Origin of the sequence: Nocardia mikamii NBRC 108933, from assembly GCF_001613505.1 — a bacterium.
GTDB classification, from domain to species: domain Bacteria; phylum Actinomycetota; class Actinomycetes; order Mycobacteriales; family Mycobacteriaceae; genus Nocardia; species Nocardia mikamii.
On record NZ_BDCM01000012.1, the window covers coordinates 300649 to 313398 of the forward strand.

Below are 12750 nucleotides of genomic sequence, written 5' to 3' on the forward strand. Positions count from 1 at the left end.
TCCCGCCCGGTCACACCCCGGCGGGGTCCAGGGCCTCGGCTTTGGCGGCTTCGCGGGCCAGGATGCGCGCCCGCTGCTCCTCGAACCGCACGACGTCGCGCCCGAGTTTGTCGAGATAGTCGGCGAGCTCCTGGCGGGCGCGCTCGCCCCGCTCGGTGAAATCGGTGCGGCCGAAGACGTTCCAATGCCGCAGCACCGGATTCAGCACCTCGTCGAGATGCTGGCGCAGATCGTAGATGCCGTGCTTGACCATCAGCACGCCGTTGCGCCGCCAGTTCGGCATCCCGGTGCCGGGCATCGCGAAACTCTTCGCGATCTTGGTGACCGATTCCATCGCCTGATCCGGCGCCAGATCGAACGCCGCCGCCGCGAGCGACCGGTAGAAGATCATGTGCAGGTTCTCGTCGGCCGCGATCCGCGCGAGCATGGCGTCGGCGATCGGGTCGTTGCACACCCGGCCGGTGGCGCGGTGGCTGATGCGGGTGGCCAACTCCTGGAACGTCACGTAGGCGACCTGGTCGAGCATGCCGTGGAAATAATCCGGCGCGTGCACTCCGCGCGTCATGTGCACCATCCGGTCCTGCTCCAGCGCCACCGGGTCGACACCGCGAGTGACCACCAGATAGTCGCGCATGGCGATGGCATGGCGGTTCTCCTCGGCCGTCCAGCGCCCGACCCAGGTGCCCCAGGCGCCGTCGCGGGAGAAATGTTCGCTGATGGTCCGGTGGTAGGAGGGCAGATTGTCCTCGGTGAGCAGATTGGTCATCATGGCGACCTTCGCCACTTCCGACAGGCGGGACTGTTCGGGATCCCAATCGAGGCCACCGAGTGCCGCGAAATTGCGGCCTTCGTCCCACGGCACGTAATCGTGCGGGTGCCATTCCCTGGCGGTGGCCAGATGCCGATCGAGTTGGTTCGCGACGACCGGCTCGAGTTCGGTGAGCAACTGCAACTGCGTCAAATCCTTTGGCATGCAATTCCTTTCGAAAAGGTGACCATCGGGTTTACGACACGCGAGGGCGATCCGAGAGCAGTGTTGCGCGGCGATACGCTACCCGCCGGCCAGCGGTTGCCGGAAGTTTCGGCCGTTGTGTCCCCCGTTCGAGAACCCTGATCACGTCGCGCTCTCATTGCATGCCCGGTGAATCAAACCTCAAGTCCGGACAATTCGGACGTGACATACTCCTCTTCAATTAGTTAGCCATCGCAACTATATTATTTGGAGACCCATTCCGTTTTCCTGTCGATGAGGGAGAGAACTTGGCTTCCGCCCAACCCGCCGAGGACCTGGACGCCTCCGACATCCAGACCATCGGCCGCCGGCTCCGGGTAGATCACGACCACCCGAACTACAAGTGGGTGGCACTGTCGAACACGACCCTCGGCATGTTGATGGTCACGATCAACTCGTCGATCGTGATCATCTCCCTGCCGGCGATCTTCCGCGGGATCCACCTCAACCCGCTCGAACCCGCCAACGTCAGCTACCTGCTGTGGATGCTGATGGGCTTCATGCTCACCTCCGCGGTGCTCGTGGTGATGTTCGGCCGCCTCGGCGACATGTTCGGCCGCGTCCGCATCTACAACCTCGGCTTCGTCATATTCACCGTCTGCGCGATAGCGCTGTCGTTCGATCCGTTCGATCTCGGTGGCGGCGCGATATGGCTGATCGCCTGGCGCGTCGCGCAAGGTATCGGCGGCGCCATGCTGATGGCCAACTCGACGGCCATCCTCACCGACGCCTTCCCCGCCAGGCAGCGCGGTATGGCGCTGGGCATCAACCAGGTCGCGGCGGTCGCGGGTTCGTTCCTGGGTCTGCTGATCGGCGGTCTGCTCGCCGAATGGGACTGGAAGGCCATCTTCTGGGTCAGCGTGCCGTTCGGCATCCTCGGCACCATCTGGTCCTACAAGTCGCTGCACGACAACGGCGCGCGCACGCCCGGATCGCTCGACCTCCCCGGCACCGTCACCTTCGCGCTCGGCCTCACGGCGCTGCTGGCCGGTATCACCTACGGCATCCAGCCCTACGGCGATTCCAAGACCGGCTGGGGGAACCCGTGGGTGCTGACCGGCGTCATCGGCGGCATCGTGCTGCTCGTGCTGTTCTGCGTCATCGAGGCGAAGTCGCGCCAGCCCATGTTCCACCTGAGCCTGTTCCGCAACCGGACCTTCGCGCTGGGCAGTTTCGCGAGCCTCATGGCCTCGATCAGTCGCGGCGGCCTGCAGTTCATGCTCATCATCTGGCTGCAGGGCATCTGGCTGCCGCTGCACGGCTTCGACTTCGAATCGACGCCGCTGTGGGCCGGTATCTACATGCTGCCGCTGACCATCGGCTTCCTGGTCTCGGGACCGCTGTCCGGATATCTGAGCGACCGCTTCGGCGGGCGGTTGTTCGCCACCGGCGGCCTGTTGCTCGCCGCGATCACCTTCGTCCTGCTGATCGTGATCCCGGTGAACTTCAACTACTGGCTGTTCGCGCTGATCATCCTGCTCAACGGCCTCGGCATGGGCATCTTCACCTCGCCGAACACCGCCGAGGTCATGTCCGCGGTTCCGGCCTCGCAGCGCGGTGTCGCCTCCGGTATGCGCGCGACGCTGATGAACGGCGGTATGGCACTGTCGATCGGCATCTTCTTCTCGCTGATGATCGTCGGCCTGTCCGGCACGTTGCCCGGCGCGATGAATTCCGGACTGAAGAACCAGGGCGTTCCCGCCGACGTCGCGGGACAGATCGCGGATATGCCGCCGGTCGGCAGCCTGTTCGCGACCTTCCTCGGCTACAACCCGTTCAAGGAGTTGCTCGGCCCGAGCGGCACGCTGGACAAGCCGGGCGTGCATTCCGATGTGCTGACCGGCCAGGAATTCTTCCCGCACCTGATCTCCGATCCGTTCCATTCGGGCCTGGTGGTGGTGTTCCTCGCCGCCGCGGTGATGATGCTGCTCGGTTCGATCGCCTCCTGGTTCGCCCGCGGCGACTACGTCGAGCACGAGGCGCAGGAACTGGCCGAAGCGGCCGGCGCCGGCCTGGTCACGGGCGCGGACGCCGAGGCCGAAACCGGGCGGCCGGCCACCAACGGACAGGCCGTGCCCGCGGGACGCCACGCTCTCGCGGCCACCGCGGTGATGCCCGCCGCGGCACCGCCCGCCCGGTCGGAGCGTTCGATCAGCGGACATGTGCTGCGCACCGACGGCCGGCCGCTCGACGGGGTGGCACTGACGCTGATCGACCAGCAGGGACATCAGGTTTCGCGTGCCACCGGCGACCCGCGGGGCGGGTACGTGATCGATCCGCCGGCTCCCGGCAGCTACGTACTGATCGTCTCGGCGCGGGGACAGCAGCCGACCGCGGTCACCGTCGCGGTCGACGGGCGGCCGCAGCGCCTCGACGTCACGTTGCACGGTTCGGGCGAGCTGTCCGGATTCGTCCGGGCGGCGGGCCGGGCGGTTGCCGACGCCACCGTCACCCTCACCGATCTGCGCGGCCAGGTCGTCGGCGCCGCGGTCACCGATGCCGACGGCGGATACCTGTGCTCGGGTGTCGTCGGCGGCACCTACACGCTCGTCGCGGTGGCCGCCCATCTGCGCCCGGCCGCCATGACCCTGACCGTGCCCGACAGCGGCGTACTGCACCACGATGTGGAGCTGTTCCCGCTGGCGGTGCTCACCGGCTCGGTCCGGGCCGGCGATCGGGCGGTACCCGACGCGCTGGTCACGGTTCTCGACGAGACCGGCGCGGTACTCGGCACTGCCCGCACCGACGGCGAGGGCCGCTACAGCGTGACCGACCTGACCGAGGGCACCCACACCGTCGTGGTCCGCGGCTATCCGCCGCGCGAGGCCCGGGTCGAGGTGGCCGGAGGTGCCGTCGAACACGACGTGCGGCTCGGCTACGACCTCTCCGCCGGCAGCGAGGCCGCCGAGCCGGACACGTCGGAACCGGCATTCGACCGGGACTGATCGAGACCGGCCGATATCGTCGGCCTTCGCGTGGCTCCAGCACAGTGTGGTGCTGGGGCCACGCGTGTTTTCGGCGCAGATCGGGTAAATGCCTCGCGCGCAGCGGGTTCCCAGGTTCGGTTCCCGGACGCGGGCCGGGCAGAGGGCATACGGCGGCGATGAAAGTGCCCTGAACGCCTGTCCCCGTTGATCTTCGGCGCAGGGCCCCGGCCGCATAAAAATGGCAGCTACCTGCGCAAATCGGTGTCCCACTCAGCAAACTCGACCGGACACCCGGCTGCCGGTCCCCCGGCCACTGGTTGTCACGGCACGAAAAACACCGTTAAGCTGGAGTTTGCCAGAAAGATGCTGCGAGAGAAGCTCCCTGGCCAACGAGTTCGCCCGCGTGCAGTCGACTCGAGGATGGACCGACATGACCTTCCTTGCCCTCGGATATCTACGCAGAGATGTGTCGCGACGGCACCAGCATTGGGACGAGTCCCAAATACGCTGGCTGGCAGGGCGTTTGGGTTACAACCTATGTAAGACCGTGGCATTGAGCAATCGCACCTGCGATCCGATCCAGCAGCTGATCGACGCGGTGGTGCGACTCGACGCCGAGGCCGTCGTCGTTCCGAGCCTCGACCACTTCGCCGACCGGGTGATCCCCGCCGACCTGCTCGCGATCACCGACGTCGTCACGGTGACCCCCGAGCACACCTATGCGCGCTGGGCCAGCGACGAACTGCCCGAATTGAACGGTACGTGACCGGCCCGGAAAAGCCTGTCGCGCAATTCGTCCGGATCCATCGATCGAAGGACCGCCGAGGTGCGCGACAGGTTTCCGCCGGCCGGCTCAGCTGCCGGTGATCTGCTCGTAGTAGAAGAAGTGGTGGCCCTTCGCATCACAGGAGAAGCTGCCGTGGAAGCCGACCGCGCACGTGGATCCGGCGTGGGAGACCGCGGGGCCGGCGGTCGGCCCGGACCCGGCGCTCTGGCCGTAGGTCGAGATATCGGGGTTGCCGCCGGGCAGGGTGTGCGGAGTCCCGGCGTCGAACCCGGGATGCGCGGGCGCCCACGGCACGTCGATGACGACCTGGCGGATCGGGAAGGGCACCGGCACCGAGACGTTGTTGCCGAGTTGGATGGACATCCACGTCGGTGTGGCGAGGTCACATCCCACGCTGCCGTCGTCGGCGATCGAGCAGTTCAAGGTCCCGGCGGAGAAGTACACCGGCCCGGGAGTGTCGGCGTTGGCCACGCCGCCGAACGCCAGCGGCGCTGCCGCACCGGCCATCGCCAACGTACGCACGATCCATCGTTTCACGCTGTCTCCTTCGGTGTGATGATGTCCCTGTCATACCCATCGGCCAACCGCCACAACCCATTACGAGTTCGCGCGCCCCTGAACCGGCTACCGGGCCGGGTCCGTCCGCGTCAGGTACTCGTCGAGCCGGGCGGCCCCGGCCAGGAGGTGGCGACTGCGGGTGATCAAACGTTGCTGCCACACCTCGAGAAAGACACTCAGCGCCGCCGCGCCGCCCGCCTCGCGCAACGACTCCAGGAACTGCGCCACCTGCGGTAGCAGGTAGCCCCCGCGGCGCAGTTGCCTGGCGATCTCGGCATCGCGCACGCAGTCCGGGCCGTAGCGGCGGTACCCCGTCGCGCGGTCGCGATCGGGACGCAGGATGCCGTGGGTTTCCCAGGTGCGCAGGGTCGCCGGATGCACCCCGATCCGGCGCGCGAGTTCGCCCACGGTCAGCGGCGGGCCGGGCACCGGTGCGGGTGCGGCGGACAGGCCGCTCAGGGCCGCCGCGACTTCGGTGCGAGTCCCACGTTCGGTCAGTAGTGCGACGTGTGCGGCGTCGATGAGCCGGTAGGCGGATTCGAGGTCGTCGCGATGGATCGCGCGCATGATCTCCGCGGCCTGCCGATGCCCGTGCCCGGCGCGAAGGGCGAGGAAGGCGCGCAGCGCCAGAGCGTGTCGCGGGGTGTAGCGCCGGTAACCGGTCTCGGTGCGTTCGGTCGGCGGCAGGATGCCCGCATCGTCGTAATTGCGGATCGCCTGCGGGGACAATCCGTGTTCGCGGGCGAGATCGACGGGTCGCAGGGTGTACCTCCGTTTGAGACTTCCTCCGGTGTTTTCCCAGATCGATTTCGCAGAAGTTTCACTCGAATCTTCAACGATAGTGTCGAAGGTATTCGCTGCCGGAAAGGGGTATCCATGTCCACTGCCACCACCCTGCGTGCCATCGGCCGCCCACTCGGCGACCCGGTGAGCCTGGGCCGCGCGCTCGACGAACTGCTCGCCGCGCGCCCCGAAGCTCCGGCGCTGCTCGGTCTCGGCGAGCCGACGCACGGAATCGCGGCATTCCCGCTGCTGCGCAACGACATTCTGGCCCACCTCGTGGAGCGGGGATTCCGGTCGATCGCGCTGGAGATCGATCTCTTCGCCGCCACCCGCGTCGACGACTACGTCCGCGGCGCCACCGCGGATATCGACGCGGTGCTCGCCACCGGATTCAGCCACGGCTTCGGCGCCATCCCGGGCAACCGCGAACTCGTCGAGTGGCTGCGCGCCTACAACACCGGTCGGTCGCCGCGAGATCGCGTGCACTGCTATGGATTCGACGCGCCGGTGGAGATCTCCGCCGCGCCGAGTCCGCGCTGCATGCTGTCGGCGGTCACCGACTATCTTCCCGCGGCGCTGCGGCCGGAGTCGGCACGTGACCTCGATGCCCTGCTCGGTGCGGATGCCGAGTGGACGAACGAGGCGGCCATGTTCGATCCGGCCGCCTCCGTCGGCAATTCCGACCGTGCCCGTGCCCTGCGCGTCGTCGCCGACGACCTCGCCGGCGCGCTGCACCGCGCGGGTCCCGGCCTGCGCCCGGCCGATCCGATCGGCTACGACCGGGTGGTCGCTCAGGCGCGTATCGCGCAGGGCCTGCTGCGTTACCACGCGGCCATGGCGACTCCGGCCGCCGATCGCCTCGCCGCTCTGCTGAGCGTGCGGGCCGAGATGATGGCAGACAATCTGCTGGCGATCGTCGAGCGGGAGCGGCACCGCGGGCCGAGTCTGGTCTTCGCGCACAACGCCCACCTCCAGCGCGCGCACTCCCCCGGCGAGGAAACGCCCGGCTGGGGTGGAGCCGGGGCGCTCGTCGCCCTCGCTCTCGGAGACCGCTATACGGTGGTGACGACCGACGGCGCCACCGCATGCGATCCGGCCACCTTGCAGGGCGTGCTGGCGCAGGCGACGACACGCCGGACCCTGTTTCCCGCAAGCGAATTGCGCGACTCGCTACCTGCGGCGATCGCCACGGGCGAACCGATGGTCCTGGGCCACATCCCGCAGCGCCGGGCGGATCTCGACACCGCCGACGCGCTCGTCTTCATCACCGACACCGACGGGAAGCAGGTCCGGTACTGGTAACGGCCCGCGCGGGTTCGACCCGGGCGTGGTTCTGCCGGGGGATCGCCGGAGTCGATTCGCCTCGCCCGCCGAACCGCCTACCACCCCGGTACGGGACCGATACCATCGAGCGAATGTCGTCGCCGCGCGGGACGGAGGGCTGCCGTGACACCGTCCACGGGGCCGGGAATCGAGGAGCTGCACCGCAGCGTCGTGGCGATGGTGGACGGGTTCTACGGGGTGGTGCCGCCGTATCCACGGCTCCCGGAATCGCTGGTGGCCGCCGATTTCGCGCACGGGGTGAAACTCAACGTCGACCTGTTCTTCCGCTACCTGCGCACCGGAATCGAACCCGATGAGGACGACACCGCCGATATGGTGCGGCTCGCGGTCGAACGCGTCCGCGACGGCGCGGCGGTCACCGACGTCCTCGACCGCTACCGGCTCGGCGCGAGTTTCGTCTGGGATCGCCTGCTCGACTCGGCGACGGCGAGCGACCGCGAACTGCTGCTGACGGCGGCCGCGCCGCTGATGCGCTACCTCGGGCTGCTCACCCAGCGCATCGTGGCGGCCGCGACCGACCGCGCGCACGATCCCCGCTATGAGCTCATGGAACATCGGCGCGCGGTCACCGATGCCCTGCTCACCGGCCGTGATCCGCAGCACTGGCCGGGGCGGGCCCCCGTCCGGCTCGCCGAGCGCTACCTGATCACGGTCTTCCGGCTGGGCCCCGACATCGGCGACGCGGCGGCCGATCTGCGGCACCGCGTCGAATCGCTGCCGGGAGTCCTTGTGCGGATGGACATTTCGGGGTGGGTCGCGCTGATTCCGCTTCCACCGGGCGACGACGGACGCGACACGACGGCACGGCTGCGCACCCGCCTGCCCCGGACCGCACCGGCGTACTGGGTGGGCACGGCGACCGCGCCCCGGCCCGACATCCCGTCGGGGTACGCCGAGGCCCGGATCCTCGCCGAACTCGGTCGCTGCCTCGAACGGGCCGAAAACATCTGCCGCAGAGCGGATCTGCAGTTCGAATACACCGTCGCGGCCGGCGACGCCGCCCGGCCCGGACTGGCGGCGGTGCTGGCACCGCTCGAGACGCGACCCGTCCTGGCCCGGACCCTCGAGCTGTTTCTGGCGACCGGCCTGAACCAGCTGGCCACCGCTCGCCGCCTCGACATCCACCGCAACACCGTCAACTACCGCCTGTGCCGGATCCGGGATCTCATCGGTGTGGATCCGCAGAACCCCACCGAGGCGATGACCGTGGCTGCCGCCCTCACCGCACAGCGGCTGCAGGCACACCACTTCGCGCCCTGACCACGTTTGGGCACTTTTCCAAACGGCGCGGCCACCCGCTGTCGGATTGCCGGTACCGCGGGTTCCGGCGGTGCGGTGTGCTGACAGGGTGGACAACGACGTCACCGCGCACAGCATCCTCCCGTCCCGGCGCCGGCACGCATTGGGCGTGGTGGCCCTCGCCGTGGCCACCGTTCTGACGGTCGCCGGGGTCTCGACGGCGGCCCCGCCCCCGGATCCGCAGCCCTCGGTACCGGTGACACCGCCACTGCCCTTTCCGGTTCCGCCGCTGCCACCCGAACTCGACCCGCAGTTCTATCACCCGGACCAGTCGATCGTGGACGGTAAGCAGCCGGGCGAGATCATCGCGGCCCGGCAGGTCCATCTCGCCTACCTCGGTGTCCTGCCCTTCACCATCGATGCCTGGCAGCTGTCGTTCCGCTCGACCGACACCCGCGGCCGCGCGATTCCCGCGGTCACCACGGTGATGAGACCGCACGCCGACAGCCCGGCCCCTCGCCCCCTGCTGTCGTATCAGTTCGCCGAGGACTCGCTCGGACAGTATTGCCGCCCTTCGTATCTGAGCCAGGTGGGCTCACTCGGCCCGCTCGCCGGTTCCGCCGAAACCAGCAGCCTGTTCGCGGTCCCGATCGCCGCCGCGCAGATGGGATGGGCAGTGGTCGTCACCGATACCGAGGGCCCCGACCAGGCCTTCGGCGCGGGACCGCTGGAAGGCTGGATCACCCTCGACGGTATCCGCGCCGCCGAGAACTTCGAGCCGATGCACTTGGACGGGCCCCGCACCCGGGTGGGCATGATGGGGTATTCCGGCGGTGCACTCGCCACCGGCCACGCCGCCGAACTGCATCGCGACTACGCCCCGGAGCTGACCATCGTCGGCGCCGCCGAAGGCGGTATCCCCGCCGATGTCGGCGCGGCGCTGAAAATGGCGAGCACGAACGCCGGCGCGGGCATCGTCTTCGCCGGCGCTGTCGGTGCGAGCCGCGAATATCCGGAATTGGCAGACCTTTTCGACAAGTACCTCACTCCCGCCGGCCGGGCGATCGTGGCAGCCAAACAGAACCTCTGCCAGGTCCCGACCTCCCTGGTCGTGCCGTTCGTCGATTACGACAGCCTCTTCACGATCCCGCACCCGCTCGACGACCCGCGCGCCGTGGCGGTGATGGACCAGATCAAGATGGGCCGCCACGTGCCCGATATGCCGATGTTCATGCTGCACGCCAACCCCGACTGGCTACTCCCCGTCGGGCCGGTCAACGATCTGGTCGCGACCTATTGCGCCGACCCCACCGCCCGCATCCGTTATCTGCGTGACCATTTCAGCGAACATCTCACCCTCGACACCTTCGCCATCCCGCTGATGATCAGATTCCTCGCCGACCGCTTCGACGGCGCACCCGCGCCCGCAGGCTGCCACACCGAAGACGCCGGCTCGGTCCTGCTCGCCCCGGAATTGTGGACCACCCTGCTGCCGCAGATCGCCCCGTTCATGCTGAACCTGTTCGGCAAACCCGTTGGGCAATAACGGATCAGGCGGGGGCCTCGGCGCCACGCTCAGGACAGGATCGAGTGGATGTGGCGGTCCCGGAGCGCATCGTGGGTGTGCTCGGCGAGCCAGGCGGCGAAATCCGTGTGGGCCGAAGCCGTTTGATCGAAGAAGCCGGCACAGGCCACGGTATCGCCGTGCTCGACGACGACGTCGATCGTCTCGCCGCGCTGGGTGACCGCGAAGGCCACTGCCGGGGTGCGCAGCAGACGATGTCGGCGTCCCGCGTCCGTGGGCCGGATATCGCTGACCGTCGCCGCGACGATGTCGACGACGTTGTCGTGCCGGCGGCGTAGCCGGCGCGGCACATCGGTGACCACGGTATGCACGGCGAGGATCAGTTCGGCGAGATCGTCGAAATCCACCGTCACCGTGGGCACGTGGCGCGGTTCTGCCGTCACGACACCCACGCCTCCTTCCTCGGACCTGGGGCGCTGCCATCCCATACCGCTCAGTCTGCCCCGCCTCGGCGAGTGCGTCAGTCGGCGTTTCGCACGACAACTGGACAACTGTCCGTGAACGCTCGAGCGGCCGGACGTAATGAATGACCCCGGAGGAGTGAATAACAATCATCATTCGTTGCCGGATTCGCGCGCCGAGACGGGCGCCGCCGGGCACGGTCGGCACAGGAGGGGGCAGGGTGCGGGAGAATGTCGCGGCCGGGGACCGGTATCGCATCGGCGTCGTCGAGGATCACCAGGTCACCATCGCCGGCCTGCGCCAGATCCTCGTCGACGAGCCCACCGTCACCATCGCGGCCACGGCCGCATCGGTGACCGAATTGCTTTCCATCACAACGGATCTGGCACTCGTCGTGCTCGACCTGCGGCTCCCCGACGGATCCTCCCCCGCCACCAATATCGAGCACCTGCGGGCCGCCGGCATCGAAACCCTGGTGTTCACCTCCGGCGACGAACCGTTCCTGGTGCGCGCGGCCGCCCGGGCCGGCGTTCTCGGCGTGGTGCGGAAGTCGGAACGCGACGAGGTGGTCGCCGCCGCCGTGCGCGACGCCGCGGCCGGCCGACAGGTGCCGACGGCGGAGTGGGCGGTCGCCATCGACTCCGACGAGGACTTCGCCACCGTCACGCTCAGCCCCCGCCAGCGCGATGTCCTGGCCCTGTACGCCTCGGGAGAACCGGCGGCCCGCGTCGCGCGGCTCACCGGCCTGACCGAAGACACGGTCAACGCCTACCTGGCCCGGATCCGGCAGAAATATGCGGAGGCGGGGCGGCCGTCGCGCACCAAAACCGAACTGTTCAAACGCGCTCTGGAGGACGGGTGGCTGCCGATACCACGTCGACGCCGGTAGATCCGGCCGCCGGTCACGCACGGACCACGGTCGGCCCGGCCGAGGACCGCATCACCCGGTTGTTCGCCCGCTTCCTGTCCTCCGGTTACGTCGCCTATCTGTTCCTGATGGCCGCGACCATCATCAGCCAGGCCGACGACCTCGCCCTCTGGTGGACCGTACTCGCGGTGGGCGTCGTCTACGGCCCGGCGGTGGTGATGGGGCTGCTCTCGTTTCATCCCGACCTCCGGTGGGTCCGCGCGACCGCCGCCCTCACCGCCCTGGGTTTCGTGGTCGCGGCCGCCCTGTGGCCCGTAGCGTGGAACGGCGAACTGCTGCGCGCCGACGCGTGGATCTCCACCATTCCCGGCTTGGCCGGATTGGCGGCGGCACTGGTCTGGCCTGCGGGCCGCACCGTGGCCGTACTGCTCGCGGCGGTGATCCCGGTCCAGCTCATCAACCATTTCTGCCGGGCGCCCGGACACAACGGCCGCTTCGTCCCGGACCTCATGTTCGCGATCAGCTTCTGCCTGCTCTTCGTCGCGGCCGGGCTGATGGCCATGCGCACCGGACGAATTCTGGACGCGACCCGGACCGAAGCTCACGAGGCCGCGGCCGCCGCCGCGGCGGCTAGCGCGCGCACCGTCCAACGCGCCCGGTTCAACGCACTGCTGCACGACTGGGTGATGTCCACCCTGCTGGCGGCCGCGCGCGGAACCCAGCGGTCGGAGGTACGTCACCAGGCCGAACTGGCACTGAACAAGCTGGACGACGTGGGTTCCGAAGGCGCACAGGGTTTTACGGCCGCGACGGCGGCCGCGCACATCCGCACCGCGGTTGCCGACGTCGACGACCGGCTGCCGGTCACGGTGCACGAGGACCCGGACGACGGCGGCGACCGCTACTTTCCCGCCGAGCCGATACAGGTCCTGGGCGCCGCCGTCGCGGAAGCCGTGCGCAACAGCGTTATTCACGCCGGAGCGCACGCCGCGCGCACGGTGGGCCTGCGATTCGACGAGGGGCGGATCGAGGTCGTCGTCACCGACGACGGCCGCGGATTCGATCCGGCGAAGGTCCCCTCCCACCGCCTCGGCCTGGCCGTCAGCATCGTGGAACGGGTGGGCCGCCTGCCCGGCGGCGAGGTCGAGGTGCGGAGCCGTCCGGGCGCCGGCACCAGGATTCACCTGTCGTGGCGGGCGGTCGAGCGGTGAGCGCGGCCACCGGACCCGTCCGCGACGCTCGCAC

The 12750-nt window shown here is 68.8% G+C and carries 11 protein-coding genes and 1 pseudogene; 8 read left to right on the top strand and 4 right to left on the bottom strand.

The genetic code is table 11. From position 1 onward, the window contains the following. Nucleotides 1-10: 10 nt before the first annotated feature. A complete protein-coding gene (locus NMI01S_RS16290) occupies nt 11-973 on the bottom strand; it encodes an acyl-ACP desaturase (protein ID WP_062998073.1) in 963 nt (320 codons plus the stop codon). A gap of 287 nt (nt 974-1260) precedes the next feature. Here NMI01S_RS16290 and NMI01S_RS35900 point away from each other — a divergent pair. The 3 genes and pseudogenes from NMI01S_RS35900 to NMI01S_RS16300 all read left to right on the top strand — a co-directional run. After that, nucleotides 1261-2979, top strand: a pseudogene (locus NMI01S_RS35900) (MFS transporter); the annotation flags it as partial. A 144-nt stretch (nt 2980-3123) separates the two neighbouring features. Next, entirely contained in the window at nt 3124-3957 is an 834-nt protein-coding gene (locus NMI01S_RS35905) for an MSCRAMM family protein (RefSeq protein ID WP_245716917.1), read from the top strand. 412 nt (nt 3958-4369) lie between these two features. Continuing rightward, nucleotides 4370-4705, top strand: a complete 336-nt coding sequence (locus tag NMI01S_RS16300; RefSeq protein ID WP_062998075.1) for a hypothetical protein — start codon at nt 4370-4372, stop codon at nt 4703-4705. An 87-nt stretch (nt 4706-4792) separates the two neighbouring features. On the opposite strand, the gene NMI01S_RS16305 is transcribed toward NMI01S_RS16300, so the two are convergent. After that, nucleotides 4793-5263 carry a hypothetical protein gene (locus tag NMI01S_RS16305; RefSeq protein WP_245716890.1) on the bottom strand — a complete coding sequence of 157 codons (471 nt, stop codon included), beginning with the start codon at nt 5261-5263 and terminating at the stop codon, nt 4793-4795. A gap of 87 nt (nt 5264-5350) precedes the next feature. Beyond that, nucleotides 5351-6046: a MerR family transcriptional regulator gene (locus NMI01S_RS16310; protein WP_062998698.1), complete on the bottom strand. Its 696-nt coding sequence runs from the start codon at nt 6044-6046 to the stop codon at nt 5351-5353. Nucleotides 6047-6160: 114 nt separating this feature from the next. On the opposite strand from NMI01S_RS16310, the gene NMI01S_RS16315 reads away from it, so the two are divergent. From NMI01S_RS16315 to NMI01S_RS16325, 3 genes are all read left to right on the top strand, one after another. Then, nucleotides 6161-7369, top strand: a complete 1209-nt coding sequence (locus tag NMI01S_RS16315) for an erythromycin esterase family protein (RefSeq protein WP_062998700.1) — start codon at nt 6161-6163, stop codon at nt 7367-7369. Between the two features lie 144 nt (nt 7370-7513). Next, nucleotides 7514-8671, top strand: a complete 1158-nt coding sequence (locus tag NMI01S_RS16320) for a PucR family transcriptional regulator (protein ID WP_062998077.1) — start codon at nt 7514-7516, stop codon at nt 8669-8671. 88 nt (nt 8672-8759) lie between these two features. Beyond that, a complete protein-coding gene (locus NMI01S_RS16325; protein WP_157126208.1) occupies nt 8760-10196 on the top strand; it encodes a lipase family protein in 1437 nt (478 codons plus the stop codon). A gap of 29 nt (nt 10197-10225) precedes the next feature. Here the strand turns inward: NMI01S_RS16325 and NMI01S_RS16330 are convergent, their stop codons facing one another. Then, nucleotides 10226-10618, bottom strand: coding sequence for a hypothetical protein (locus tag NMI01S_RS16330; RefSeq protein WP_157126209.1), 393 nt, complete (start codon nt 10616-10618; stop codon nt 10226-10228). 239 nt (nt 10619-10857) lie between these two features. Between NMI01S_RS16330 and NMI01S_RS16335 the strand changes: the two genes are divergently transcribed. After that, entirely contained in the window at nt 10858-11526 is a 669-nt protein-coding gene (locus tag NMI01S_RS16335; RefSeq protein ID WP_062998081.1) for a response regulator transcription factor, read from the top strand. Continuing rightward, entirely contained in the window at nt 11496-12716 is a 1221-nt protein-coding gene (locus NMI01S_RS16340) for a sensor histidine kinase (RefSeq protein ID WP_062998084.1), read from the top strand. Before NMI01S_RS16335 ends, NMI01S_RS16340 begins: the two co-directional genes overlap by 31 nt. Nucleotides 12717-12750: the final 34 nt, after the last annotated feature.

What these genes read in the sequence shown, in the direction of transcription:
- NMI01S_RS16290 (WP_062998073.1), bottom strand. Translation starts at nt 973, where the DNA reads ATGCCAAAGGATTTGACGCAGTTGCAGTTGCTCACCGAACTCGAGCCG.
- NMI01S_RS35905 (WP_245716917.1), top strand. Translation starts at nt 3,124, where the DNA reads ATGCCCGCCGCGGCACCGCCCGCCCGGTCGGAGCGTTCGATCAGCGGA.
- NMI01S_RS16300 (WP_062998075.1), top strand. Translation starts at nt 4,370, where the DNA reads ATGACCTTCCTTGCCCTCGGATATCTACGCAGAGATGTGTCGCGACGG.
- NMI01S_RS16315 (WP_062998700.1), top strand. Translation starts at nt 6,161, where the DNA reads ATGTCCACTGCCACCACCCTGCGTGCCATCGGCCGCCCACTCGGCGAC.